This is a genomic window from Cellulomonas sp., from assembly GCF_965229465.1.
Lineage (GTDB): Bacteria > Actinomycetota > Actinomycetes > Actinomycetales > Cellulomonadaceae > Cellulomonas.
The window spans coordinates 125,582-150,716 of the sequence record NZ_OZ245882.1; the positions used below are offsets into that span (position 1 = coordinate 125,582).

Sequence of the window (25,135 nt, forward strand, 5' to 3'; positions counted from 1 at the left end):
CCGCCGCCTCAGCCCTGCGCGTCGCGCCAGGCCACCCACTCGGCGGCCAGCGACAGGTCGTACTCCGGGCCGCTGGTGCCGACCGTGAACAGCGTCGCGCCGGCGGCGACGAGCGCGTCCGCGACCTTGCTCGGCGACGCACCGACGCCGACCGAGCGCTCGACCAGCGCGGCCGTGTCCCGGCCGACCTCGGCGCCGTGCTCGTCGAGGATCGCGCTCTTGCGGCTCAGGGTGTCGACGTCCCCGAAGGAGTGCCAGACGTCGGCGTGCTCGGCGACGACCCGCAGGGTCTTGCGCTCGCCGCCGCCGCCGATCAGCACCGGGATCTCCCGGGTCGGCGTCGGGTTGGACGCCGCCCAGCGCGCCTTGATCCGCGGCAGCGCCTGCGCCAGGTCAGCGATCCGCGAGCCCGCGGTGCCGAACTCGTAGCCGAACTGGTCGTAGTCCTTCTCGAACCAACCCGCGCCGATGCCCAGGATGAGCCGGCCCCCGCTGATGTGGTCGACCGTGCGGGCCATGTCCGCCAGCAGCTCGGGGTTGCGGTAGGAGTTGCACGTCACCAGGGCGCCGATCTGCACGCGACTGGTCTGCTCCGCCCACGCGCCGAGCATGGTCCAGCACTCGTAGTGCTTGCCGTCCGGGTCGCCCGTCAGCGGGAAGAAGTGGTCCCAGTTGAAGAGGATGTCGACGCCGAGGTCCTCCGCGCGGCTCACCGCGTCGCGGAGCTGGGCGTAGTCGGCGTGCTGGGGCTGGAGCTGGACTCCGATGCGGATGGGGTGCGTCATGGTGCCGAGCCTACGGACGGGTCAGCGATCGGGCCGCTCGAGCAGAGGACAGGATCTGACCGCTTCGACGACCAGACTGGAGGGACGACCCCAGCGAAGGAGTGACCGATGGACATGAAGCTCGAGCTCGTCTCCGTTCCCGTGACCGACATCGACCGCGCGAAGGCGTTCTACGTCGACCAGGTCGGGTTCGTCGCCGACCACGACATCCCGGTCGACGAGTCCCTGCGGTTCGTGCAGCTCACTCCCCCGGGCTCGGCCTGCTCGGTGGTGCTCGACGTGAACATGACGTCGATGCCGGCGGGCGCGCAGCAGGGGCTCCAGGTGGTGGTCGACGACGCGGACGCCGCCTACGCGTACCTGGTGGGCCGTGGCGTGGCCGCCGAGCCGGTGGTGGAGTTCCCGTGGGGACGGTTCACGTTCTTCGCGGACCCGGACGGCAACCGCTGGGCCGTGCAGCAGATCATGCGCGGGTAGGCGCGGCCGCCGAGATGAGCAGCTCGGCCGCCGAGCGGATCTGCGCGACCTGCTCGACGGTCAGGCCCAGGCCGTCCACCATCGCGGCCGGGATCCCGACGGCGGACGCCCGCAGCTCCCGACCGCGCTCCGTCACGACGATCTCCAGCGCACGTTCGTCGTCGGTGGCGCGCTCGCGCCGGACCAGGCCCATGCCCTCCAGCCGCTTGACCAGTGGGGACGCCGTGGCGGGCTCGAGGTGCAGGTGTGCCGCCAGGTCCTTGAGCGAGAGCCGCCCGTACTGCCAGAGCGCGAGCATGGCGAGGTACTGCGGATGCGTCAGCCCGAGCGGCTCCAGCAGCGGCCGGTAGAAGGCCACGAGGCTGCGCGCGGCGGCCGACACGGTGAGGCAGACCTGGGCCTCGACGGCGAGCGGATCATCCATGGTGACGATGATAGGTCGTGGGCTTATAGTTAGGGCACGAACTAGTGAGGAGACGTCCGTGCCGAAGAAGCGCCGTCGCGACATGACGGAGTGGTGGCTCACCTACCTCGGCCCCGCGCAGGTGGGCAACATCCGCGGTCCGCGCAAGGAGCTGACTCCGGACGAGGTGGCCCGTGACAGCGAGCTCCAGGCGGAGTTCGAGCGCGTGGTCGATGCCAGCGGCCGCACGTTCCTGGTGGAGCGCCCCGCTACTGGTAGCTGACCAGGTCCGGCACCGGTTGCACCTGGTACGTCTGCGTCGGGTCCAGCATCGGCGTGTCCTCGTCGTAGAAGTTCTTCCACCCCCAGTGCACCGGTGGCGCGTCGGTGCGCAACGCGTTCCACGTGCCCGCCTTCGCCGGCTGCGACCCCTGCCCGTCGACGTGGACGACCAGGGCCAGCTCGTCGCGTGAGGTGTCGAGCCGGCCCCGGTCGACGATCATCCGGCCCGCGAACTGGTGCAGGACGAGCATCTTCTGCGGCAGCGCGCGCTGCGCGGTGAAGTCCGCGAGCCACGCGACGACCGCGTTCACCTCGTCGATGCCGACGGAGCCGATCTGGCGCAGGTGCACCTGGTCGGGGGCCAGGCGCCACTCCGGGTCCAGGGCGAGCCCGACGTACGGCAGCGCGAGCAGGTCGGCGTACTGCTGCGCCTGCGTGAGGAAGTCGGTGCGACCGGGCTGGAGGTCCAGGACGACCGCCATGCCCGCCGCCCCCGCGGCCTCGACCAGGGGACGCAGCTCCTCGACCGGGCGCTCCTGTGAGTAGTTGCCGTCGTCCCCGGGGCCCGCCGACGCGATGGTCGCGATGATCTCGACCGTCGGCACGACGACGTCCGCGGTGAGCGTCCGGTACGGCGCCGCGGTGGCGTCCGCGCGAGCCACCGTCGCCGGGACGTCCTGCTCCCCCAGCACGCCGAGCGCCGCCGATCCGGGCGTCCCGTAGAGGGCCACGTACTTCTTGCCGGGCACGCCCGGGACCTGCGGGAACACGAGCTGCCCTCCACCGCCCAGCAGCGCGCCGGTCCGCGCGGACGCCACGCGCCGCGCCAGCCGGTCCGCCGGGCCGAACGCGCCGCCGAGCGCGATCGTGTGCTCCGGTGCAGCCGCCGCGATGGCCTGCACGCTCGCCGTCGTGGCCCGTGGGTCACCGGCAGGGGCGTCGAGCACCGGGATGCCGGCCGCCCGGAGGGTCGCGAACGCGGCGACCGGGTCGACGCCCACGCCGGTGAGCGCGATGGTCCCCGCGACCGCCGGGGTCGGCCGGGTCGGCGGGAGCTCCGGGGTCGGGGACGGCGTGGACGACGGCGTGGACGACGAGGTGGTCGACGGGGTCGGCGCGGGCGTCGTCGCCGCGGGGGCCGGCGCGGGGGCGCCCAGCACCGTCAGCACGGCCGGCCGGGGTGCCGCGAGAGCACGCACCGCCGCGGCCTCCTGCCCGGGCGCGACCGGGGTCGGCGCACCGAACCTGGCCCCGGTGGCCGCGCGCAACGCCACCCCGTCCGAGCCCGGTGCGACGGGGACCACGGCCACGGACCGCGCGGGGGTGAGCGCCACCCCGCCGACCGCCAGCACAGCCTGGGCGTCGAGGCGCGCGAGCTCCGCCAGCACGGGCGCCGGGTCCGCTGCGGCGGTGGTCAGCAGCACGGGCGCACCCAGCGCGACCCCGACCGTCGCGGCGGTCAGCTGCGCCGCCACGTCCTCGGCCGGCGCGACGACCACCACGGGCGCGGTCACGAACACCGCGCGCGACGTCTCGAGGGCGGCGTCCTGGGCGGTGGCGGCCGGGAGCACCGTCGCGACCTCCGCCGGCGCGACGGCCTCCGCGGCGACCGCCGTGGGAGTCGGCGTCGGGGTCGGTGTTGGCGTCGGGGTGCGCGACACCGTCGGGGTCGGCCCGACCGGCCCGCCGTCGTCCGTGCAGCCCGTCAGCGCCAGCAGGGCGACGAGCAGCACGACGAGTCGTCGGCCCTGCGGCACGGCTCTACCTCCTGGTCGACGGTCGACCGACAGCATAGGAGTGCCCACCGACCGGGGTTCTCGGTGAGCGCAGGAGCGCCGACAGTGCAGCCGACACGGTGCGCGTCGAGCCGCCGGTCCTCGCGGGCGGCCGGTCGGCGTGCCAACCTCGGACGATGGGGTCCGCGGGCGAGGTCGTGCAGGCGTACGTCGCGGTCCAGGCGGAACGCCTGCTCGCGGCCCTCCCGGCCGTCCGCGCCGGAGACGACGACGCCGTCCACGACGCCCGGGTGGCCACCCGGCGGCTGCGCGCCGCCCTGTCGGTCTACCGGCCGGTCCTGGACCGCACCGTCACCGATCCGCTGCGCGACGAGCTCGCCGAGCTCGGGACCGTGCTGGGCGCGGCCCGGGACGCCCACGTCGAGCTCCACGCGCTGCGGCGCAGGATCGCGCTGGAGGACCCCGATCTCGTCGTCGGACCGGTGGAGCAGCGGATCGACGAGGACCGCTCCGCCGCTCGACTCCAGGCGCAGGACCGGCTCGACGCCTGGCTGGCGTCGGAGCGGTTCGCGGCCCTCACCGCGGTGCTCGCCCGGGACCTGTCGAGCGGCCCCCGTGCAGCCGAGGGAGCGGACGCTGTCCTTCCTCGGCGCGCCCGCCGCGCCTGGGCCCGGTTCGACCGCACCGTGGCGGTGGCCGCGGCGATGCCGGCCGGCGAGGACCGCGACGAGGCCCTGCACGAGGTCCGGAAAGCGGCACGTCGTGCTCGGTACGCCAGCGAGGTCGCCGTGCAGGTGGTCGGAGCCGTCGCGCGGCGCAGCGCCAGGCGGGCGCACCGGGTGCAGGAGGTGCTCGGGACGCAGCACGACGCGGTGACGCGGCAGGAGACACTGCGCCGGCTCGCGCACCAGGCGGAGCTCGACGGCGAGAGCACGTTCACCTACGGACGCCTGCACGCGCTCGAGCAGGTGGCTGCGTCGGTGGCGGAGCGTGCCGCCAGGACGCCGGTGCGCAAGGCGGTCAGCCGCGGGCACCGCAGCTGGGCGCGCTAGTCGGAGAGGTGCTCGTCCGGGCGGTGGTTGTGGCCGAGGCTCTGCAGGAACCGCGGGCCGACACGCGCCAGCTCGGCCTCGTACGCCGCCGACCAGGTGCCGTAGGGGGTACCCGCGAGCGCGTCGTTGGAGAACCTCGGGTCCGACGTCAGCTCGGTCACGCAGAACTCGGGGATGGTCAGGTCGGTGACCGGCCCGCCGCGCTCCACCTCGGCGACCACCAGCGGCGCGTTCCCGCCGGCGAACGTGTCGACCACCCAGCCGTCGTCGCCCAGCCAGACGGAGTGCCGCGTCTTGGCCACCCGGGCACCCCCGCGGCGCACCAGCTCGAGGCCGACGGAGACGTCGAGCTCGCGCTCGGCCTCGTAGCGGGTGCCCTCGTTCATCGGGCCCTTGACCGTGATCGCGCAGAAGTCCATCTGGTCCGCGTACCGCTCGAGGATCGCGAGCTCGTCGAGCCCCGGCTCGAGCGCCAGCCCGTCCACGGTGGCCTGCACCCGGACGCGGATGGCGAAGCCGGCGTCGGCCAGGACGTAGCTCTGCACGATGAGGGCCGGTGCGGCGTCGAGCAGGTCCGCGGGCACGTCGCGCGCCCAGAAGCGACGTTCGAACTCGAAGTCGCCGTACCCGGTGTCGCTCACCCTGCGAGGGTATCCGCCGAGGTCATCATTGCTGTGCACATCGTGCGATGCCTCGTCATTCGGTGCTGACCGCGTCGAGGACGGGCAGCCGCGCCGCGCGGACCGCCGGCCACAGCGCGGCGACCACCCCGACGACGACCGCGAGCGCGAGCATGAGCCCGATGCTCGCCCACGGGATCGCGAGCGTGCGCAGGCCGACGTCGGCGAAGACGGTGGGCAGCGTGGCGGCGAGCGCGACCCCCATCACCAGCCCCACCGCCGTGCCGAACACCGCGGTGAGGACCGACTCCAGCGTGATCGTCGTGCCGAGCTGGAGCCGGCCCAGCCCCACCGCGCGGAGCAGCCCGATCTCCCGGGTCCGCTCGATGACGGACAGGGCGAGCGTGTTGACGATGCCGAGCACCGCGATGACGACCGACAGGCCCAGCAGCGCGTAGAGGATCACGAGCACGCGGTCCACCTGGGCGGCCAGGTCGGAGACGAACTCCTCGCTGTCCATCACCGACACCACCACGTACGGGCGCACGGCCGCCGTGAGCTCCCCGCGCAGCGCGCCGACGTCGGCACCGTCGGACGCCGTGACGAACACGGTGGTCAGGCGCTGCTCGTCGACGGAGAACAGCTCGTCCAGCACCGTCTGCGACACCACGAACGGCACCCCGAACGCCGGCGAGTCGATGACCGCACCGATGGTGAGCGTCCTCGTCCCGGACGAGCCGACCAGCGCGAGCTCCTGTCCCAGCGACCAGTCCTCGTCGTCCATCGTGGTCCGCTGCACGGCGACCTCGCCCGCGGTGAGCGCGCCGGGGAACTCCCCGTCCACCACCTCCGTCCGGATGCTCCGCCCGACGGCGGTGGGGTCGATGCCGGTGACGGCGAACGTGGAGTCGCCCACCAGGACACCCGCGGTGGCGAACGTGTCGGCCGCGCGGACGCCGGGCAGCGCCCGCACGTCGGCCACCGCCTGCTCCGGCACCGTGCCCTGGGCGGCACCCCGCAGGATGTAGTCGGTGGTGGCCTCCTGCGTGACGATCGCGCTGGTGGACGCCTGGGTGGTCGCGGCGATCACGGCCGCGGCGCCGACGAGCGCCATCCCGACCATGAGCGCGCCCGCCGTGTTGGCCGTGCGGCGGGGGTTCCGGGTCACGTTGCCGCGCGCCAGCGGCCCGACCGGCCGCCACCCGGCGATGGGCAGGGACGCCACGCGCAGGAACCCGCGGGCCAGCACCGGTGAGGCGGCCAGCACCCCGAGCACGACAGCGCCGGCCCCGCAGCCGAGCAGGGCACCGGCATGGTCGGCGGTGGGGTGCAGGAGCGCGAGCACCACGGCGCCGACACCGAGCACCACCAGCGCGACCCCCACGGCCGCACGGCGCACCAGCGAGCGCTCCGGCAGCGTGACCTCGTCGCGCAGCGCCTCGACCGGTGGCACCAGCGCGGCGCGACGGGCGGGCACCGCGGCGGCCAGCACGCTCACCAGGGTGCCGACGAGCACCGAGACCACCAGCGTGAACCCGTCCAGCGGCACCCGACCGGTCAGCTGCATCCCGAACCGGCCGAGCACGGTACGGAGCACGACGACCAGCCCGAGCCCGCCGGCCACACCGAGCGCCGCGCCGACCACCCCCACGATCGCGGCCTGGAGCACGATCGAGGAGAAGACCTGGAGCGGCGACGCGCCCACGGCACGCAGCAGCGCGAGCTCGCGGGTCCGCTGGCGCACCCACATGGAGAACGTGTTGGCGATGATGAAGCCGCCGACGAACAACGAGATCCCCGCGAACACCAGCAGGAACGTCGTGATGAACCCGAGGACCGTGAGGATGTTGGCGGTGGCGCGCTCGCGCACCTCGTCGCCCGTGACCGCCTCCGCCGGGACCGTCGACGCCGCCGCCACGGGCGCGATCCGGTCCACCAGCTCCTGCTCGGTCAGGCCGTCGTCCGCCAGCACCGAGATCGTGGCGACCGTCCCGTCCGGCGCGAACGCGGCCTGCGCGGTGGCCGCGTCGAGGAACACCACAGTCGCGCCGGCCAGCGCGGAGCCGAGCCCCACCTCCCCGACCACCGTCACGGGCCGGACCTCGCCGCCCACCACCACGCGCGTCGAGTCGCCGATCGCCAGGCCCGACGCATGCAGCGTGGCGGACTCCACCGCGATCTCGTCGGACCCTGCCGGCGCGCGCCCCGCGACCACGTCCACGGCCCGGTCCCGCGGGTCGTACGCGAACCCGAAGCTCGGTGCCTGAGTGCTCTGCACGGCCGTGCCGTCGGCGCCGACCAGCACGAGCGGTCCCTGCACGTCCGGGAGCACCGCGGCGACGCCGTCGACCGCCTCGAGCTCGTCGACGAGGGTCAGCGGCACCGGGTTGCGCACGTCCGGGCTGATCCGGTCCGGTCCGCCCGTGCCCCCCGCAGGCTGCGCACCCTGCACGTAGGCGTCGCCGAGCGTCGTCGTCGCCACGATGTCCGTGAACGTGGAGCCGAGCATGGTGCGCAGCGCGAACGTGCCGGCCACGAACGCCACGCCGAGAGCGACCGCGAGGACCGAGAGGCAGAACCGCACGAGGTGCGCCCGCACCCCGCGCAGCGCGACCCGGACCATCAGACGGCGCCCGCGCGGATGGCCGTGAGAGCCGCCAGCACGGTCTCCGCCGTCGGATCCCGCAGCTCGCCCACGAGCCGGCCGTCCGCGAGGAAGAGCACCCGGTGGGCGTACCCGGCGGACGTCGGGTCGTGCGTGACCATCACGACCGACTGACCGAGGTCGTCGACGCTGCTGCGCAGGAAGCCGAGCACCTCCGCCGCCGACGAGCTGTCGAGGTTGCCGGTGGGCTCGTCCGCGAACACCACGGCGGGCCGCGCGACGAGCGCACGTGCGCAGGCGACCCGCTGCTGCTGCCCGCCGGACAGCTCGGCCGGCTTGTGACCGAGCCGGTCGGTGAGCCCCAGCGTCTCGACGACGAGGTCGAGGTGGGCCTGGTCGACGGGCCTCCGTGCGATGTCCAGCGGCAGCGTGATGTTCTCCAGCGCCGTGAGCGTCGGCACGAGGTTGTACGCCTGGAAGACGAACCCGACGCGCGTCCGGCGCAGCGCGGTGAGCCTCCGCTCGGACATGCTGCTCACGGTCTGCCCGTCGACCACCACGGTCCCCGACGTCGGCCGGTCCAGTCCCGCCAGGCAGTGCATCAGTGTCGACTTGCCCGACCCGGACGGCCCCATGATCGCCGTCAGCTCCCCGCGGACGAGGTCCACATCCACCCCGTCGAGCGCCCGCACGGCCGTCGAGCCGGCTCCGTAGACCTTGACCAGGTCGTGCGCTGAGGCGATCACAGACTCGGTCATCGGGGTGCGTTCCTCCTGGTGCGGGGGCTGTTGGGTCCGATCGTCCCTTGTGATGCTCGACACCGCGAGCCCCCGCGGGACATGTCGTGTGAGAGGGTGGGGACACCAAGGGCTGCGCGAACCTGCGCGCCCCGCGTCGTGGAGGTCCCCCGGAGCACTCGCTCTGGTTGCTCTGGCGGCGGACCCCGACCCAGCCCCGAGAGGCTCTCTCTATGACTTCGTTCACCGATCTTGGCGTGCCCGCTGCCCTCACCGCAGCACTGACGGCACAGGGCATCACCGCCCCCTTCCCCATCCAGACCGCCACGCTGCCCGACTCGCTGGCGGGCCGCGACGTGCTCGGCCGCGGTCGCACCGGCTCCGGCAAGACGCTCGCGTTCGCCCTCCCGCTCGTCGTGCGGCTCGCCGCCACCGCGGGCAAGGGCAAGGCCGCCCGTCGGCCTCGCGCCCTGGTGCTGGCCCCGACCCGCGAGCTCGCCACGCAGATCGACGCCACCATCGCGCCGCTGGCCAAGGTGCTCGGCCTGAACACGACCGTGATCTTCGGTGGCGTGTCCCAGGGCAAGCAGACCTCCGCGCTCAACGGCGGCGTCGACATCGTCGTCGCGTGCCCCGGCCGTCTCGAGGACCTGCTCAACCAGAAGGCCCTCACGCTCGACGACGTGCAGATCACCGTGCTCGACGAGGCCGACCACATGGCCGACCTGGGCTTCCTGCCCGGCGTCAAGCGGATCATGGACAAGACCCCGAAGGCGGGCCAGCGCCTGCTGTTCTCGGCCACCCTGGACAAGGGCGTCGACCAGCTGGTCAAGCGCTACCTGACCTCGCCCGTCGAGCACTCCGTCGACAGCGCCGAGTCGCCCGTCTCCGCGATGACGCACCACCTGTTCGAGGTCCGCGACGCCGACGCCAAGAAGCAGGTCGTCCACCACCTCGCCTCCGGCACCGGTCGCCGCCTGCTCTTCATGCGCACCAAGCACCAGGCCAAGAAGCTGGCCAAGCAGCTGACGATGGACGGCATCCCCGCCGTCGACCTGCACGGCAACCTGGCCCAGGGCGCCCGCGAGCGCAACCTCGAGGCGTTCTCCTCCGGCGCCGTCCGGGTGCTCGTCGCCACGGACATCGCCGCGCGCGGCATCCACGTGGACGACATCGAGCTCGTCGTGCACGTCGACCCGCCGGCCGAGCACAAGGCGTACCTGCACCGCTCCGGCCGCACCGCGCGGGCCGGCTCGGGCGGCGACGTCGTCACGATCGTCCTGCCCGAGCAGCGCGGCGACGTCCGCGCGCTGACCCGTGCCGCCAAGATCACGGCGACGCCGAAGCCCGTCTTCCCCGGTGACGCGACGCTCACGCGCCTCGTCGGCGAGGTCGCCGCGCCCGTGAAGTACGTCGCTCCCCCCGTGACCGCCAGCACCGGCGGCGGCGGCGGTGGCGGCGGCCGTGGACGTGGCCGTGGCCGCGTGGGCGCCCCGGCAGCAGCGGCCCCGGCCGGCGCGTCCGGTCAGCGCCGCCGCCGCGGTGGCAGCGGCCGTGGCACCAGCGGGGGCTCCGGATCGGCCTCCGGCGGCCCGCGCGTGGTCTACTCGCGCGGCTGACGTCCGTACGAACGCACAGATCAGAGGCCGGTCCGCATCGCGGACCGGCCTCTGGCGCGTCCGCCCGGCGGGGCCGCATGATGACCCGGAGCGTCTCCGACCCCGGGAGTGACCATGTCGAACCGCACGGCCGTCTGATGGCGATCATCTCCCGCGGGTTCCGCGGCAAGCGCGAGTCCGACCCCCGCCTCCCGCCGGGCCAGTACCTCGAGCGCGGGTTCCCCGTGCTGTCGGCCGGACCGACGCCGCGCGCCGACCTGTCCACCTGGACGTTCTCGATCACCGGCGGCGGATCCACGCGGGCGACGTGGAGCTGGTCCGAGCTCACGCACCTGCCGCACGACGACATCGTCAAGGACATCCACTGCGTCACCAAGTGGACCAAGCTCGACTCCGCCTGGCGCGGGATCTCCCTGGACACGCTGCTCGACGGCGTCGAGATCGCCCCCGAGGAGCAGTACGCGCTGGCGCACTGCGACGGCGGCTACACGACGAACGTGCCGCTGGCGGACCTGCGCGGCGGGAAGGCGTGGATCGCCTACCAGTACGACGGCGCTCCGCTGCCCCCCGAGCACGGCGGTCCGGCGCGGCTGCTCATCCCCCACCTGTACTTCTGGAAGTCGGCGAAGTGGGTGCGCAGCCTCGACCTGATGCCCGAGGACAGCTGGGGCTTCTGGGAACGGCTGGGGTACCACGCCTACGGGGACCCCTGGAAGGAGCAGCGGTACTGGGGGGACTGAGCGTGTCTGCCCTTGCGGGGGACGACTCCCCCGCCGCTGAGCTGTACGCCCTCCCCTGGATGGTCGGCACGCTGCTCTCCCGCACCGCCGAGACGCCGACCGCGATGACCCTGGAGCTCGACGTGCCCGGCTGGCGCGGCGCGCTCGCCGGTCAGCACGTCGACGTCCGCCTGACCGCCGAGGACGGGTACTCGACGCAGCGGTCCTACTCGCTGGCCTCCCCCGGGACCATGGGACTGCCCGGCGTCCCGCCCGACCCGGCCGGTCACGACTCCCGCATCGCGCTCACCGTCCAGGTGGTCGACGACGGCGAGGTCTCCCCGTACCTGACCGAGGACCTCCAGGTGGGCGACCAGATCGAGCTCCGCGGCCCCGTCGGGCACTGGTTCGTCTGGCACCCCACCGACCCGCACCCCGTGCAGCTGATCGGCGGCGGCTCGGGGCTGGTGCCGCTGATGTCGATGCTGCGCACGCGCCGGCTCGCCCGCAGCGTGGCGCCGTTCCGGCTGGTCGTCTCCGTCCGCACGCCGCAGGACGCGATCTACGCCGACGAGCTGGAGCAGCTGGGCGCCGACGTGCAGATCACCCCGGTGTGGACGCGCCGCGGGCCCGACGACTGGACCGGCCGCGTGGGACGGGTCGACCCCGGGCTGCTGGAGTCGGTGTGCTTCCCGCCCGACCAGCGCGCGCACGTGTTCGTGTGCGGCCCGACGCCGTTCGTCGAGACCGTGGCCGACACGCTGGTCGACCTCGGGCACGACCCGGAGCGCATCCGCACGGAGCGGTTCGGACCCACCGGCCCGTAGACGACGGAGGGACCCGACACCGGTCGGGTCCCTCCGTGTGCTCGGGCGGTGCGGGTCAGCCCGTGTTCTGCAGACCCGCGGCGACGCCGTTGACGGTGAGCAGCAGGAGCCGGCGGAGGTCGTCGGCCTGCTCGGGCGCGTCGCCCGTGCGCAGACCGCGCAGTGCACGGAGCTGGAGCAGGGACAGCGCGTCGACATAGGGGCTGCGGAGCTGGACGGCCCGGCCGAGGATCCGGCGGCGGGACAGGATCGCCTCGCTGTCCGTGATGGCGAGCACCCACCGGCGCGTGAGGGCCATCTCGTCGAGCACCTGCTGCGCCAGGTCGTCCCGGTCGCCGAGGGCCAGGTACCGCTCCGCGATGCGCTGGTCGGTCTTGGCCAGCGACATCTCGACGTTGTCGATCATGGTGGCGAACAACGGCCACTGCGCGTAGGCCGCGCGCAGCTCGTCGAGGTCACCCACCGTGTCGAGCGCGGTGCCCAGCCCGTACCAGCCGGCCAGGTTGATGCGGGCCTGCGACCAGGAGAACACCCACGGGATCGCGCGCAGGTCGTCGAGCGACTCCACCGAGAGGCCCCGGCGTGCTGGGCGGGAGCCGATCGGCAGCATGCCGACCTCCTCCAGCGGCGTGACCTCGGCGAACCACTGCGGGAACCCCTGCGACTTCACCAGCTCGTGGAACCGGACCCGCGACGTCTCGTCGAGCTGCGCGGCCAGCGCCGCGAACCGCTCGGTGGCCGCGGCGTTGTGGCGCTCGACCGAGGGCGCACCGGCCAGCAGCGTCGCCGCGGCGACCTGCTCGATGTGCCGTGCGGCGATGACCGGGTCGCCGTAGCGGGCGAAGATGACCTCGCCCTGCTCGGTGAGCTTGAACCTGCCGTCGACCGAGCCCGGGGGCTGCGCCAGGAGCGCACGGTTGGCGGGGCCGCCCCCGCGCCCGAGCGCGCCGCCGCGGCCGTGGAACAGGGTCAGCACGATCTCGTTGCGTCGCGCCCACTCCGTGATCCGGCGCTGCGCGGTGTCCAGCGTGAGCGTGGCGGAGACGGGGCCGACGTCCTTGGACGAGTCCGAGTAGCCGAGCATGACCTCGACGCGGCGCCCGTTCTCCGCGAGCCGGCGCTGCACCTGCGGGAGCAGGAGCGCGCCCTCGAGGATGTCGACGCTGGCCTCGAGGTCCGCGAACGTCTCGAACAGAGGGACCGCGTCGATGATCGGCGCGTCCATGCCCGCGAAGGCGATCTCCGCCAGCTCGTAGACGGCCGCGAGGTGCTCGGCCGACTGCGTGAAGGAGATGATGTACCGCCGGGCGGCCAGCACGCCGTAGCGCCGCTGGACGGCCCCGATGGCGCGGAAGGTGTCGATGACCTCGACCGTGCGCGGCTCGAGGGTGCCGTCGATGCCGTTCGCGCGCAGGTCCGCCAGCGCACCCTCGTGCACCTGCGAGTGCTGCCGCACCTCGAGCTCGGCCAGGTGGAACCCGAACGTCTGCACCTGCCAGATCAGACGCTGCAGGTCGCCGTACGCCGCACGGTTGGCGCCGGCCTCGGCCAGCGAGCGCTGCACCACGGCCAGGTCGGCCTCGAGCTCCGGCGCCGCACCGTACGCGAGGTCCGCGTTCCGGGTCCGGGTCGCCGCGATGCGCTCCGCCAGGAAGTACACGACCCGACGGTGCGGCTCGTTCGGGGCGTCGCCCGCGATGCGCGCGGCCAGCGTCGCGGACAGGCCGCGCTGCTTCTGCCACAGTGCGCTGAGCTCGTGCGAGGCGGGGGTTCCCGAGCCGTCGAGGGTGAGGCCGTGGGCGGACTTGCGGGCCGAGGACTCCAGCTCGAGCAGCGCGTGCTCGGAGGCCATCGCCGCGGCCTCCTCGGTGATCTGCGCCGTGACGTTGGGGTTGCCGTCCCGGTCGCCGCCGATCCACGTGCCCAGCCGCGCGAACGGTCGCACGGCCGGCGCGGTGGTGCCCGCGGCGTCGGCCAGCAGCCAGTCGTCGAGGCGCCGGTAGACGGCCGGCAGCACGTCCGCGAGGGTCGCCTCGAACACATTGATCACGGTGCGGACCTCGTCCAGCACGGACGGCTTCGCCTCGCGCAGGGGGGCCGTGCGCCAGAGCGTGTCGATCTCGCTGAGCAGGCGCCGGTCGTTCTCCGCGAGCGACATCCCTCCGACGTACCGCAGGTCACGCTCGGCCACGAGCTCCGCGATCCGGCGGATGGCGCCGGAGACCGCCCGCCGACGCGCCTCGGTCGGGTGCGCGGTGAACACGGGCCGGAACTCGAGCTCCGCGAGCCGCTGCCGCGCGACGTCCTCGCCCACCTCGTCGGCCAGCTGCGCCACCGCGGCCGGCAGCGAGTCGTCCGGCGCCAGGTGGTGCGGCAGGAGGCTGGCCTCGCGCTCGCGCAGAACCCGGACGCGGTGGTACTCCTCCGCGGTGTTGGCCAGGTGGAAGTAGCAGGTGAACGCCCGCGCCACCTGCTCGGCGCGCGAGAGGGTGAAGCCGGCGACGAGCTCCTCGGCCTGCGCCAGCGCCTCCGCGTCAGGGCCGTTGTGGGCGCGGATCGCCAGCTCGCGCAGCGCCTCCACGTCGGCCAGCAGGTCCTCTCCCCCCGCCTCGCGCAGCACCCGCCCGAGGAACTCGCCCAGCACGCGGACGTCGTTGCGCAGCGGCTCCGGGATCTCGTGGCTCGCGGGGCTCTGGGCAGAGCTCAGGACGGCGTCGCTCGGGGGAAGAGGTGCAGTCACGGGCCAAAACTAGGGCACGTACCTCGATGGGTGCCCGTGCGTCCAGGCGATGGGCAGTGTGACGTACTCGACGCGCGACTCCTTACGGTGGGTCGGTGCGTCACATCATCGTCGGGACAGGTGCGGTCGGCGGGGTCATCGGGGGGCTCCTCTCGAGCGTCGGGACGGACGTCGTGCTGGTCGCCCGTGGTCCCCAGCTCGTGGCCCTGCGCGCCACCGGGCTGGAGGTGACGACCGCGGCGGGGACGGTGCGCGTGCGGCCCGCGGTCGCCGCAGGTCCCGACGAGGTCGACCTTCGCCCGGACGACGTCCTGGTGCTCGCCGTCAAGAGCCAGGACACGGCGGACGCGCTCGACGCCTGGGCGGACCGGCCGGTCGCCGGCGGGGGGACGGCCGCCGAGCGGCTCGCGGTGGTCTGCGCGCAGAACGGTGTGGACAACGAGCGGGCGGCGCTGCGCCGGTTCGCCCACGTCATCGCCATGTGCGTCTGGCTGCCGGCCACCTACCTCGAGCCCGGCCGCGTCTCCGCAGGCGGCACGCCGGTGCCCGGGGTGCTCACCGTGGGCCACGCGGCACCCCCGCCCGCCGACGGCGCCGTCGCGCTCACCGCCTACGCCCGTGACCTCGTCGACGCCGGCTTCCGCGCACCCGTGGCCACGGACGTCATGGCCTGGAAGTACACGAAGCTGCTGACCAACCTCGCCAACGCGGTCGAGGCGCTCTGCGGTCCCTTGCGGGACGACGACGCCCGCGAGCTCGCCGCCCGCGCCGACGCCGAGGGCCGCGCCGTCCTGCGCTCCGCCGGCGTGGTCGCCCTCGACGACGCGGTGCACGACGCGGCCCGCGCCGGGTTCCGCGTCGAGGCCCTGGCGGGCCAGGAGCGTGGCGGCGGGTCGTCGTGGCAGTCCCTGGCGCGCGGGACGGGGTCGATCGAGTCCGACTACCTCAACGGCGAGATCGTCCTGCTGGGTCGGCTGCACGGCGTGCCGACCCCGGTGAACTCGATCCTGCAGCGGCGCGCTCGACAGGCGGCGGCTGCGGGCGCCCGCCCGGGCGCGACGACAGCGGCGGAGCTCCTCGCGGAGGCCGCCCGGACCTGAGCTTTGAATGCACGCTGTTACTGTCAATTCATGCTCCCGACCGCGCAGAGCGAGGCGTGGCACGCCGCCCTGGCCAGCGAACCGCGCCGCCGCATGCTCGCGATGCTCACCGAGTCCCTCGACCCTCTGGACGCCCTCACGGTGGCTGTCGGTGTCGGGGTGCACGTGACGACGGCCCGGTTCCACCTCGACCAGCTCGAGGCCGCCGGGCTCGTGTCCCGCCAGGTCGCGCGGTCGGGCCGGCGCGGCCGACCGCAGGTCCTGTACCGCGCAGCCACCGTCCCGCAGCCCCCCGAGGAGGCTCAGCAGCGGCTCACCCACGCGCTAGCCGCGGTGATCGGCGAGGACGGCGACGGCGGCCGCGCCCGTGCGGTGCGAGCGGGCGAGCAGTGGTCGGAGCAGTACGCGACGGGGGCGGAGGCGGACCCCGTGCCGCCACTGATGGCGATGCTCACCGAGATCGGTTTCGAGCCGGAGCTGCGCGCGGCCGAGAGCACCATCGCGCTGCCCGCGTGCCCGTTCCGGACCGAGGCGCGAGCGCACCCCGACGTGGTGTGCTCGGTGCACCTGGGACTGCTGCGGGGTGTCGCACGGTCCCTGGGGCACGACGGCGACGGCCCCCGGCTGCGTCCGTTCGTGCAGCCGGACCTGTGCCTGGTGGACCTGCCGGACGAGTGGGTGGGCCCAACGTCCTAATGAAAGGACGCCGTTCCTCTTAAATTGGTTCCAGGGTCACGTGACCCGCCGAGGAGGAACCATGCCCGCCGAACCGATCAGCCTGTCGGCCCACCGCCCCGGCGCGGCCGCCGCCGAGTCCCCCGTCGAGCACGCCTGCGAGTGCGGCCACGACGACGCGCCGAGCATTGTCCTCGACGCCCGCACGATCCCGCACGCCATCCGGCACGCGTCGATCTTCGGCGCCCTCGGGTCGATCCAGCCCGGCTTCGCGCTCGACCTCATCGCCCCGCACGACCCGCTGCCGCTGCTCGCGCAGCTGGAGCGCAACCGCCCCGGGGACTTCGCCGTCTCCTACCTGGAGCGTGGACCGGACGCCTGGACCGTCCGCCTCACCCGCGTGCAGTGACGCCGGCACCGGCCCGCCACGGATGACGACGCTCAGCCCTGCCCGGCGCCCCGGCGCCGGCACGGCGACGCGACCCCGGGTGCCCGCCCGCCTCGGCCTGCTGCTCCTCGGCGGGTTCGCCCTGCTGGCCGGGCTCGACGGCGCCCTGGTGCTCCTCGGGCTCGGGGCACCCGTCGACTCGCTGCGGCTCGCCGAGGTGCACGGCCCGCTGATGGTGTTCGGCTTCGTCGGCACCGTGGTCACGCTCGAACGGGCGGTGGCGGTGCGCCGGCCGTGGGCCTATCTGGCTCCCGGCCTGCTCGGGGCGGGCGGCATCGCGCTCGTCTCGCCGCTCCCGGTGGTCGTGGGCCAGGTCGCCCTGGTAGCCGGCAGCGCCATGCTGCTGGCCGCCTACGCCGCCATCTGGCGCAGGCAGTCCTCGGTGGCGACGGCGGTGCAGGTGGTGGGCGCCCTGATGGGCCTGATGGCGACCGCGCTGTGGTGGCGTGGCCTCGGCATACCCCAGCTCGCTCCGCTGCTGATCCTCTACCTGGTGCTCACGATCGCCGGCGAGCGGCTCGAGCTCTCGCGCCTGTCGCCGTCGGTGGACCAGCGCGCCGAGCAGTGGCTGTTCGGCATCGGCCTCGGGCTCGCCGGGGCGGCGGTCGTGGCGCTCGTCCTCCCCGTCGCCGGGTACCCGCTCCTCGGCCTGGGCATGCTCGCCCTGGTGGGCTGGCTGTCCCGGCACGACGTCGCGACCCGCACCGTCCGCTCCGCCGGGCTGCCGCGGTACATGGCGTGCTGCCTGCTGGCGGGCTACGTCTGGCTGGTCGTCGTGGGGGGCATCTGGTTGGTGCAGGGGCCGGTCTACGGCGGCCCCACGTACGACGCGATGATGCACGCCGTGTTCCTCGGCTTCGTGATGTCCATGATCATGGCGCACGCCCCGACGATCCTTCCCGCGGTGCTGCGCCGCCCGCTGCCGTACCGCCCGGTCATGTACGTCCCGGCGGCGCTGCTGCACGTCTCCCTGCTCGCCCGCGTGCTGCTCGGGGACGCCTACGGTCACCCGGCCCTGGTGCAGTGGGGTGGGGCGCTCAACATCGTCGCGGTGCTCCTGTTCGTGGTGGTGGCCGTCGCGTCCGTGCTGAGGGGGACGCGATGAGGGACCGGATGTGGCACGTCCTCACGGGCATCCTGGTGCCGGCCTGGCTGCTCGCGGCGGCGCTCGGCACGCTGGTGCACCGGACGCTGCCGTCGTCCGGCTGGCTGCTCGTGCACCTGCTGCTGCTCGGCGCGGTGAGCACCGCCATCCTGATCTGGAGCCAGCACTTCGCGGACACCCTGCTCCGGCGTCGAGCCCTGGGTCACCGGCGCTCGCTGGGTCTGCGCCTGGCTGCCCACACGGTCGGGGCCGTGCTGGTGATGACCGGGATGGTCGTCGACGCGTTCGGGCTCGTGCTGGCCGGCGGCGTCCTCGTCGGCCTGAACGCCGTCGCGCACGCCGTGGTGATCATCGGCCAGTCGCGCGGCGCGCTCCCGGCCCGGTTCTCCCCCCTGGTCCGCTACTACGCCGCCAGCGCCCTGATGCTCGCGGTCGGGGTCACCCTCGGGGTCCTCATGGCCCGGCTGGACGGGGGCGGCGAGGACTACGAGCGCCTGTTCCTCGGTCACCTCGGCCTCAACCTGCTCGGCTGGGTGGGGCTGGCCGTCGTCGGGACCATCGCCCTGCTGTGGCCCACCGTGCTGCACACCAGGATCGAGGCAGCGACCGCGGCGTCCGGGCCGACCCTGCCGGTACTGGTGGGTGGCCTGGGCCTGCTGGCGCTCGGCTGCCTGGCCGACCTGCGCCTCGTCGTGACGCTGGGAGTGCTGGTCTACCTGGTCGCGCTCGGCCGGGTGCTCCGGGAGGCCGTCGGCCACCTGCGACGGGCACCCGCCGTCACCTTCGCGGGCTGGAGCCTGGGCGCCGCGCTGGTCTGGTTCGCGCTCTGCACGCTCGGGTTCGCCGTCCAGGTGGCGCTCTCCCCCAGCTGGACCGTCGCCGCCGCCCGCGTCGAGGCGCTCGTGCCGTACCTCGCCGTGGGCTTCGCCGCGCAGGTGCTCCTCGGGGCGCTCAGCTACCTGGTGCCCGTCGTGCTCGGCGGCGGCCCGCCCGCGTCCAAGGCCACCGCGGCCGAGCTCGACCGTGGCGGCCTGTTCCGGGTCGTCACCGTCAACGCCGCACTAGCCATCTCGTTGTTGCCCGTGAGCAGCAGCCTGACGGTGGCGCTGTCGCTGCTGGTGGTGGGCTGCATGGCCAGCTTCCTCGTGCTCTTCGCCCGCGCCCTGCGCACCAACCGACGGGTCCGCGCCCTCCCGCTCGTCCGCGTGGTCCCCGGAGAGCGAGCCCCCGTTCCCGCGGCGCGCGCGACCGGCCGGATCCTCGTGGCCGCGGCCGTCGTGCTGCTCACGGTGACCGCGGGCATCGTCGTCGATCCCCCGTCCGTGGGCCCGGAGACCGCCGCGGCGCAGGCCGGTGCACCCGTGCCCGCGACCGGGCACACCACCGAGGTCGCCGTCGAGATGGTGGACACCCGCTTCGTGCCCGACCGGGTCGAGGTCCCGGTGGGCGACGAGCTCGTGATCACCCTGACCAACCGCGACGACATGGTGCACAACCTCGTGCTCGAGACCGGGCTCGTGTCGCCGTCGCTCGAGCCGGGCGCGAGCGAGGTGGTGACGATCGGCGCCGTCGGATCCGACGTGCAGGGGTGGTGCTCGATCGCCGGCCATCGCCTGCTCGGCATGGACCTCGAGATCGTCGCGGTGGGCGCTCCCGGCCACGCCGGTCATGACGTCGCCGCCACCGAGGGCTCGGCTGCCGACGACCTCGACCCGATGAGCGAGCCCGGCCCCGACTTCGTCGCCCGCGACGCCTCGTTGGCGCCCGCGCCGGGCACGACCGTGCACCGCCGCACCCTCACCGTGCGGAACGTCGAGACCGAGGTCGCCCCCGGCGTGACGCAGACCCGGTGGACCTTCGACGGCGCCGTCCCGGGTCCGACGCTTCGCGGCACCGTCGGTGACGTCTTCGAGATCACCCTGGTGAACGACGGCACGGTGGGGCACTCCATCGACTTCCACGCCGGTGGCATCAGTCCCGACGAGGTGATGCGGACCATCCAGCCGGGTGGCCGTCTGACCTACACCTTCACAGCCACCCGGTCGGGCATCTGGCTGTACCACTGCTCGACGATGCCCATGTCCGTGCACATCGCCAACGGCATGTTCGGGGCCGTCGTCATCGACCCGCCCGGCCTGGCCCCCGTGGACCATGAGTACGCGCTGATCCAGTCGGAGCTCTACCTCGGCGCGCAGGGCGGAGAGGCCGACGCCGCGAAGCTGCAGGCCCGGGAGCCCGATCTCGTCGTGTTCAACGGCTACGCGAACCAGTACGCCGCGCGACCGCTGTCGGCCCGCACGGGCGAGACCGTGCGGTTCTGGGTCCTCGCTGCCGGGCCGGACGTCGGGACCTCCTTCCACGTGGTCGGCGGCCAGTTCCACACCGTCTTCAAGGAGGGCGAGTACCTGCTGCGGGACGGTGGCAGCACCGGGACGGGCGGTTCCCAGGCGCTCGACCTGGCCGCCGCCCAGGGCGGCTTCGTCGAGGTCACGTTCACCGAGGCCGGGCACTACCCGTTCGTCAGCCACGTCATGTCGGACGCCGAGCGGGGTGCCCGCGGGATCGTCACGGTCACCGACGGTCCCTGAGCGACGGGCTGCTCCACCGGGAAGTCGTACCGCACCCCGCTCGGGGGCAGCCCGGTGCTCACCCTGGTCCGGTGCCACCTGCTCTACGACCAGGGCCAGGGTCAGGCGGGCACGGCGGTCAGGCGCGCAGCGCTCCTGTGCTCGCGCGGATCGGCGAGGGGAGCTCGGTGAGACCAGAGAGATAGGCGTCCACCGCCGCCGCGGCGGACCGGCCCTCGGCGATCGCCCACACGATGAGCGACTGGCCCCGCCCGGCGTCACCGGCGACGAAGACCCCGGGCACGTTCGTGGCGAACTCGTCGTCCCGCGCGACCGTCCCGCGCTCGGTCAGGTCGACGCCGAGCTGCTCGAGCAGGGATCCCCGCTCGGGTCCGGTGAAGCCCATGGCGAGCAGCACGAGCTGCGCGGGGATCTCGTGCACCGACCCCTCGACCTGCTGGAAGCGCCCGTCGGCCAGCTCGACCTCGACCAGGCGCAGAGCGCGCACCTGCCCGTCCTCGTCGGCGAGGATCTCCTGCGTGGAGACGGCGTAGACGCGCTCGCCGCCCTCCTCGTGCGCGCTGGCGACGCGGTAGACCATCGGGTACGTAGGCCAGGGCTGCGTGGCCGGACGCTCCTGCGGCGGTCTGGGCATGATCTCGAGCTGCGTGACCGACCGGGCACCCTGACGGATCGCCGTGCCGACGCAGTCCGCGCCGGTGTCGCCGCCGCCGATCACCACGACGTCCTTGCCCGTCGCGACCGGCTGCCCCGGCACGACCTCGCCCAGCGCGGCCCGGTTGGCGGGCACCAGGTACTGCATCGCCTGGAGCACTCCGCCGGTGTCCCGGCCGGGCACGGGCAGGTCCCGCGGAACCGTCGAGCCGACCGCCAGGACGACCGCGTCGTAGCGATCGCGCAGCTGCTGGCCGGTGACCGCCGTGCCGACTGCGACGCCGTTGTGGAACCGGGTGCCCTCGGTCTCCATGAGCGCGAGGCGGCGATCGATGTGCCGCTTCTCCATCTTGAACTCGGGGATGCCGTACCGGAGCAGACCGCCCGCCCTGTCGTCGCGCTCGTACACGGCGACGGTGTGCCCCGACCGGGTGAGCTGCTGCGCCGCGGCAAGCCCCGCCGGTCCGGAACCGACGATCGCGACCGTCTTGCCGGTCATCCACTGCGGGAGCTGCGGCTGGACGAGGCCACGGTCGAACGCCTCGTCGACGATCGTGACCTCGACGTTCTTGATGGTGATCGGTGGCGCGTTGATGCCGAGCACGCACGACGTCTCGCACGGCGCGGGGCAGAGCCTCCCGGTGAACTCCGGGAAGTTGTTCGTCATGTGCAGGCGGTCGCTGGCGTCGGCCCACTGCCCGCGCCAGACGAGGTCGTTCCAGTCGGGCACGACGTTGCCGAGCGGGCAGCCGTTATGGCAGAACGGGATGCCGCAGTCCATGCAGCGACCCGCCTGGCGCGTGACCATCGCGAGGTCGTCGGGGTTGCCGGCGCGGTGGGCGTGCACCTCACGCCAGTCCATGATGCGGACGTCGACGGGCCGGTCCGTCGGCAGCTCGCGCTGCCGGGTCTTCAGGAATCCCCGGGGGTCCGCCACGTTGCCGCCTCCTCCAGCCGGGATCCTCGGCGCCGGGCGTGCGCCCGCGACGGTCCTGACCTGGACGCACCCTACGGGTCACGAAGGAGCGCCCGCCGAGCCGAAGGTCCCGGCGGACGCTCGGCGGCGGGGCGCGGCAGTTGGTTGCTGACGTTCGGCCATGGGACCTTGGTCCCTCGCGCACCGCGTCCCGGTGCGCTGCGACTCCGGGAGGCCGATCGTGAGCGTCGACGAGTCGAGCGGCAAGGCGCCCTCCGACAGCGAGGTCGCACTCCTCGACGCCATCCTGGGTCTCGCGGCCGACCTGGACCTCCAGAGCCTGCTCACGAGGTTCGTGGTGGCGAGCACGGAGCTGACGGGCGCTCGGTACGGCGCCATCAACATCGTCGACGAGAGCGGCACCTCCACCACGTTCGTGCAGAGCGGCGTCGACGACGCCACGGTCGCCTTCCTGGGGCACCCGCCGCACGCGTGGGGCGTGCTGGGCAGCATCCCCGACGTCGGCGTCCTCCGCCTGGAGGACCTCGCGGCCCACCCGGCGTTCCGAGGTCTGCCAGCCGGTCACCCTCCGATGGGCTCGTTCCTGGGTGCGGCCGTGCGCGTCGGCGGTGCGAGGTTCGGGACGCTGTACCTCTCGGAGAAGGCAGGCGGGTTCCACGACCGGGACGAGTCGGTGGCCCTCGCGCTGGCCGCGGCCGCCGCGGTCGCGGTGCAGAACGCGCAGCTCTACGCCCTCGAGAGGCGCCGCCAGCAGTGGCTGACCGCCGCGCAGGTGATCACCACCATGCTGCTCGAGGACGCCGGCGACGAGGACGTGCTCGTCCGCATCGCCTCGTCGGCACGAGAGATCGACCAGGCGGACACGGCCGCGCTCGTGCTTCCCGGCCGTCGTGGCGAGCTGGTGGTGGAGATCGTGTCCGGCGCGGGCGAGCAGGAGCTCCTCGGTCTCGACCTGACGGACGACGAGCGCGTCCGCTCGGCGTTCGACGACGGCACCGGACAGTTCGTCCCCACCATGCAGGGCGCCGCCGACCACGCCCTCGCCCGGTACGGGCCCGCCCTGTTCGCGCCGATGCGCGCTGCCGGTCAGGGCGTCGGCGTCATGCTGCTGCTGCGGCGCGCGGGCGCGGAACCCTTCACCGACAGCGACCTCGCGCTCTCCCGTACCTTCGCGTCCCAGGCCGCGCTGGCGTTCGTCCTCGCGGAGGCCCGACGGGCCCAGGGCCGGGCCGTGCTGGACGACGAGCGCACCCGCATCGCCCGTGACCTGCACGACCTCGCCATCCAGCAGCTCTTCGCCGCGGGGATGCAGCTGGAGAGTGCCCGCACGAGCACCGACGAGCCCCTCCCGCCCGCGCTCGCCCGGACGCTGGACTCGGCCCTGAGCCTCGTCGACGCCGGGATCCAGCAGATCCGCGTGGTCGTGCGGACCCTGGACGACGGCGGGACGGGAACCCCGCTCGTGGAGCGTGTCGCCGCCGAGGTGGAGCTCGCCCGCACCTCCCTGGGCTTTGCCCCGTCGCTGCTGATCAGCGTCGACGGCGACCCCCTGGACGACGGCGTCCCGTGGGCGCCCGCGCCGTCCCTCCTCGACGACCTCGTGGCGCCCGGGCGGGCGAACAACGTCGTGGCGGTGGTCCGGGAGGCGCTGTCGAACACCGCGCGGCACGCCCACTCCAACTCGGTCGCGGTCCGGCTCATGCTCACCTCCCCGCCCCAGGGCTCCATCGTCGTGGAGGTCGAGGACGACGGCGTCGGCGTCCCGGCCGCGCCCACCCGCGCCTCCGGGACGAAGAACCTCGCGATCCGCGCCCGCCAGTCCGGCGGCACCTTCTCGCTGCAGAGGCCGCCGTCGGGCCGTGGGGCGCTGCTGCGGTGGACGGCGCCGCTCGACTGAGCGGCACTGGTGACGGCTGCCCGTGTGGGCGACGCGAGTCAGGGGGGTACCAACAGGCCCTCCCGAACCTCCGCGAAGCCGGGTTCGATGGGGGCATGCGAGGAGCAATCATCCATGGACCGAACGACGTGCGCTTCGAGGAGCGCCCCGACCCGACCATCGTCGAGCCCACCGACGCGGTGATCCGCACGGTCGCCGCGTGCGTGTGCGGGTCGGACCTGTGGCGGTACCGCGGCCTCGCCGACGTCGCGAAGCCGGTCCCGATCGGGCACGAGTACGTCGGGATCGTCGAGCAGGTCGGCGACGCCGTCACCACCGTGACGCCCGGGGACTTCGTCGTCGGCGGGTTCCTGCACAGCGACAACACCTGCCCGGTGTGCCGCAAGGGCATGCACTCCGCCTGCCAGCACGGCGGCGGGTTCGACGGCTGCCAGGCCGAGCTGATTCGCATCCCGAACGCCGACGGCACGCTCATCGCCACCCCCGGGCAGCCGGCCGCCGACCTGATCCCCAGCCTGCTGGCCCTCTCCGACGTGATGGCCACCGGCTGGCACGCCGCGGTCTCGGCCGGGGTGGGCCCCAGCACGAGCGTGGTCGTCATCGGTGACGGGGCGGTCGGCCTGAGCGGCGTGCTGGCCGCTGCGCAGCTCGGCGCGACGACGATCATCGCGATGAGCCGGCACGCCGACCGGCAGGCGGTCGCCACCGAGTTCGGCGCCACCCACATCGTCGCCGAGCGCGGCGAGTCCGGCCTGGCCCAGGTCCGCGAGCTGACCGAGGGCATCGGCGCGGACGCCGTGCTCGAGTGCGTCGGCACGGAGGAGGCACGGCTCCAGGCCGTCGACCTCGCGCGTCCCGGCGGCATGATCGGCCTGGTCGGTGTCCCGCACGGGGACCTGCCCACCGACAGGCTGTTCTGGTCCAACACGGGCATCCGCGGCGGCCCGGCGCCCGTGCGCGCGTACCTGCCGCACCTGATCGACCTGGTGTGGACCCGCCAGATCGACCCCGGAAAGGTCTTCGACCTGACCCTCCCCCTGTCCGAGGTGGCCGAGGCGTACCGCGCGATGGACGAGCGGCGGGCGATCAAGGTCCTGCTCCAGCCCTGAGACATGCACCGAGAGGAGAA

21 protein-coding genes are annotated in these 25,135 nt (G+C 73.8%); 13 read left to right on the top strand and 8 right to left on the bottom strand.

Features of this window, described 5'->3' with window-relative positions; genetic code table 11:
- Nucleotides 1–8: 8 nt before the first annotated feature.
- Complete coding sequence (locus tag ACO06A_RS00580; RefSeq protein ID WP_421734233.1) at nt 9–785, bottom strand: LLM class F420-dependent oxidoreductase; 777 nt, start codon at nt 783–785, stop codon at nt 9–11.
- 108 nt (nt 786–893) lie between these two features.
- Here ACO06A_RS00580 and ACO06A_RS00585 point away from each other — a divergent pair, with 108 nt between their 5' ends.
- Nucleotides 894–1,262: a VOC family protein gene (locus ACO06A_RS00585; protein WP_421734234.1), complete on the top strand. Its 369-nt coding sequence runs from the start codon at nt 894–896 to the stop codon at nt 1,260–1,262.
- Here the strand turns inward: ACO06A_RS00585 and ACO06A_RS00590 are convergent.
- Nucleotides 1,249–1,686 (bottom strand): MarR family winged helix-turn-helix transcriptional regulator, encoded by a 438-nt coding sequence (locus ACO06A_RS00590; protein ID WP_421734235.1) that lies wholly within the window; start codon nt 1,684–1,686, stop codon nt 1,249–1,251. The two genes, ACO06A_RS00585 and ACO06A_RS00590, sit on opposite strands and share 14 nt — an antisense overlap.
- Nucleotides 1,687–1,744: 58 nt before the next feature.
- On the opposite strand from ACO06A_RS00590, the gene ACO06A_RS00595 reads away from it, so the two are divergent.
- On the top strand, nt 1,745–1,948 hold the full coding sequence (locus ACO06A_RS00595; protein ID WP_421734236.1) for a hypothetical protein: 204 nt from the start codon (nt 1,745–1,747) through the stop codon (nt 1,946–1,948).
- Here ACO06A_RS00595 and ACO06A_RS00600 read toward each other — a convergent pair.
- Complete coding sequence (locus tag ACO06A_RS00600) at nt 1,935–3,704, bottom strand: hypothetical protein (RefSeq protein ID WP_421734237.1); 1,770 nt, start codon at nt 3,702–3,704, stop codon at nt 1,935–1,937. The two genes, ACO06A_RS00595 and ACO06A_RS00600, sit on opposite strands and share 14 nt — an antisense overlap.
- A 155-nt stretch (nt 3,705–3,859) precedes the next feature.
- Between ACO06A_RS00600 and ACO06A_RS00605 the strand changes: the two genes are divergently transcribed.
- Nucleotides 3,860–4,735: a CHAD domain-containing protein gene (locus ACO06A_RS00605; protein WP_421734238.1), complete on the top strand. Its 876-nt coding sequence runs from the start codon at nt 3,860–3,862 to the stop codon at nt 4,733–4,735.
- Here the strand turns inward: ACO06A_RS00605 and ACO06A_RS00610 are convergent.
- The 3 genes from ACO06A_RS00610 to ACO06A_RS00620 are packed head-to-tail and all read right to left on the bottom strand — an operon-like array spanning nt 4,732 to nt 8,718.
- Nucleotides 4,732–5,376, bottom strand: a complete 645-nt coding sequence (locus ACO06A_RS00610; protein WP_421734239.1) for a hypothetical protein — start codon at nt 5,374–5,376, stop codon at nt 4,732–4,734. The genes ACO06A_RS00605 and ACO06A_RS00610 overlap by 4 nt on opposite strands.
- 55 nt (nt 5,377–5,431) lie before the next feature.
- Nucleotides 5,432–7,978 (bottom strand): ABC transporter permease, encoded by a 2,547-nt coding sequence (locus ACO06A_RS00615; protein WP_421734240.1) that lies wholly within the window; start codon nt 7,976–7,978, stop codon nt 5,432–5,434.
- Nucleotides 7,978–8,718: an ABC transporter ATP-binding protein gene (locus tag ACO06A_RS00620; protein WP_421734241.1), complete on the bottom strand. Its 741-nt coding sequence runs from the start codon at nt 8,716–8,718 to the stop codon at nt 7,978–7,980. The genes ACO06A_RS00615 and ACO06A_RS00620 overlap by 1 nt, the downstream gene beginning before the upstream one ends.
- Nucleotides 8,719–8,930: 212 nt before the next feature.
- Here ACO06A_RS00620 and ACO06A_RS00625 point away from each other — a divergent pair, with 212 nt between their 5' ends.
- From ACO06A_RS00625 to ACO06A_RS00635, 3 genes are all read left to right on the top strand, one after another.
- Nucleotides 8,931–10,316 carry a DEAD/DEAH box helicase gene (locus ACO06A_RS00625; protein ID WP_175346626.1) on the top strand — a complete coding sequence of 462 codons (1,386 nt, stop codon included), beginning with the start codon at nt 8,931–8,933 and terminating at the stop codon, nt 10,314–10,316.
- 137 nt (nt 10,317–10,453) lie between these two features.
- On the top strand, nt 10,454–11,056 hold the full coding sequence (locus ACO06A_RS00630) for a sulfite oxidase-like oxidoreductase (RefSeq protein WP_421734242.1): 603 nt from the start codon (nt 10,454–10,456) through the stop codon (nt 11,054–11,056).
- 59 nt (nt 11,057–11,115) lie between these two features.
- Nucleotides 11,116–11,862 (top strand): ferredoxin reductase, encoded by a 747-nt coding sequence (locus tag ACO06A_RS00635; protein WP_421736113.1) that lies wholly within the window; start codon nt 11,116–11,118, stop codon nt 11,860–11,862.
- 55 nt (nt 11,863–11,917) lie between these two features.
- On the opposite strand, the gene ACO06A_RS00640 is transcribed toward ACO06A_RS00635, so the two are convergent.
- Nucleotides 11,918–14,602 carry a phosphoenolpyruvate carboxylase gene (locus ACO06A_RS00640; RefSeq protein WP_421734243.1) on the bottom strand — a complete coding sequence of 895 codons (2,685 nt, stop codon included), beginning with the start codon at nt 14,600–14,602 and terminating at the stop codon, nt 11,918–11,920.
- Between the two features lie 95 nt (nt 14,603–14,697).
- On the opposite strand from ACO06A_RS00640, the gene ACO06A_RS00645 reads away from it, so the two are divergent.
- The 5 genes from ACO06A_RS00645 (at nt 14,698) to ACO06A_RS00665 (ending at nt 20,518) form a co-directional block, all read left to right on the top strand.
- Nucleotides 14,698–15,702, top strand: a complete 1,005-nt coding sequence (locus ACO06A_RS00645) for a ketopantoate reductase family protein (RefSeq protein WP_421734244.1) — start codon at nt 14,698–14,700, stop codon at nt 15,700–15,702.
- 30 nt (nt 15,703–15,732) lie between these two features.
- Nucleotides 15,733–16,398, top strand: a complete 666-nt coding sequence (locus tag ACO06A_RS00650; RefSeq protein WP_421734245.1) for a helix-turn-helix transcriptional regulator — start codon at nt 15,733–15,735, stop codon at nt 16,396–16,398.
- A gap of 61 nt (nt 16,399–16,459) precedes the next feature.
- Complete coding sequence (locus tag ACO06A_RS00655; protein ID WP_421734246.1) at nt 16,460–16,786, top strand: DUF2249 domain-containing protein; 327 nt, start codon at nt 16,460–16,462, stop codon at nt 16,784–16,786.
- Nucleotides 16,787–16,808: 22 nt separating this feature from the next.
- Nucleotides 16,809–17,930 carry a hypothetical protein gene (locus ACO06A_RS00660; RefSeq protein WP_421734247.1) on the top strand — a complete coding sequence of 374 codons (1,122 nt, stop codon included), beginning with the start codon at nt 16,809–16,811 and terminating at the stop codon, nt 17,928–17,930.
- Entirely contained in the window at nt 17,927–20,518 is a 2,592-nt protein-coding gene (locus tag ACO06A_RS00665; protein ID WP_421734248.1) for a multicopper oxidase domain-containing protein, read from the top strand. Before ACO06A_RS00660 ends, ACO06A_RS00665 begins: the two co-directional genes overlap by 4 nt.
- Before the next feature lie 118 nt (nt 20,519–20,636).
- Here ACO06A_RS00665 and ACO06A_RS00670 read toward each other — a convergent pair whose 3' ends face one another.
- On the bottom strand, nt 20,637–22,109 hold the full coding sequence (locus tag ACO06A_RS00670; protein WP_421734249.1) for a glutamate synthase subunit beta: 1,473 nt from the start codon (nt 22,107–22,109) through the stop codon (nt 20,637–20,639).
- 220 nt (nt 22,110–22,329) lie between these two features.
- On the opposite strand from ACO06A_RS00670, the gene ACO06A_RS00675 reads away from it, so the two are divergent.
- On the top strand, nt 22,330–24,006 hold the full coding sequence (locus ACO06A_RS00675) for a GAF domain-containing sensor histidine kinase (RefSeq protein WP_421734250.1): 1,677 nt from the start codon (nt 22,330–22,332) through the stop codon (nt 24,004–24,006).
- A gap of 95 nt (nt 24,007–24,101) precedes the next feature.
- A complete protein-coding gene (locus ACO06A_RS00680; RefSeq protein ID WP_421734251.1) occupies nt 24,102–25,115 on the top strand; it encodes a zinc-dependent alcohol dehydrogenase family protein in 1,014 nt (337 codons plus the stop codon).
- Nucleotides 25,116–25,135: the final 20 nt, after the last annotated feature.

Bases quoted from the DNA above. Each gene is read 5' to 3' on its own strand.
- ACO06A_RS00680 (WP_421734251.1), top strand. From the start codon at position 24,102: ATGCGAGGAGCAATCATCCATGGACCGAACGACGTGCGCTTCGAGGAG.
- ACO06A_RS00590 (WP_421734235.1), bottom strand. From the start codon at position 1,686: ATGGATGATCCGCTCGCCGTCGAGGCCCAGGTCTGCCTCACCGTGTCG.
- ACO06A_RS00630 (WP_421734242.1), top strand. From the start codon at position 10,454: ATGGCGATCATCTCCCGCGGGTTCCGCGGCAAGCGCGAGTCCGACCCC.
- ACO06A_RS00665 (WP_421734248.1), top strand. From the start codon at position 17,927: ATGAGGGACCGGATGTGGCACGTCCTCACGGGCATCCTGGTGCCGGCC.
- ACO06A_RS00625 (WP_175346626.1), top strand. From the start codon at position 8,931: ATGACTTCGTTCACCGATCTTGGCGTGCCCGCTGCCCTCACCGCAGCA.
- ACO06A_RS00605 (WP_421734238.1), top strand. From the start codon at position 3,860: ATGGGGTCCGCGGGCGAGGTCGTGCAGGCGTACGTCGCGGTCCAGGCG.
- ACO06A_RS00615 (WP_421734240.1), bottom strand. From the start codon at position 7,978: ATGGTCCGGGTCGCGCTGCGCGGGGTGCGGGCGCACCTCGTGCGGTTC.
- ACO06A_RS00635 (WP_421736113.1), top strand. From the start codon at position 11,116: ATGGTCGGCACGCTGCTCTCCCGCACCGCCGAGACGCCGACCGCGATG.
- ACO06A_RS00585 (WP_421734234.1), top strand. From the start codon at position 894: ATGGACATGAAGCTCGAGCTCGTCTCCGTTCCCGTGACCGACATCGAC.
- ACO06A_RS00620 (WP_421734241.1), bottom strand. From the start codon at position 8,718: ATGACCGAGTCTGTGATCGCCTCAGCGCACGACCTGGTCAAGGTCTAC.
- ACO06A_RS00650 (WP_421734245.1), top strand. From the start codon at position 15,733: ATGCTCCCGACCGCGCAGAGCGAGGCGTGGCACGCCGCCCTGGCCAGC.
- ACO06A_RS00580 (WP_421734233.1), bottom strand. From the start codon at position 785: ATGACGCACCCCATCCGCATCGGAGTCCAGCTCCAGCCCCAGCACGCC.
- ACO06A_RS00660 (WP_421734247.1), top strand. From the start codon at position 16,809: ATGACGACGCTCAGCCCTGCCCGGCGCCCCGGCGCCGGCACGGCGACG.
- ACO06A_RS00655 (WP_421734246.1), top strand. From the start codon at position 16,460: ATGCCCGCCGAACCGATCAGCCTGTCGGCCCACCGCCCCGGCGCGGCC.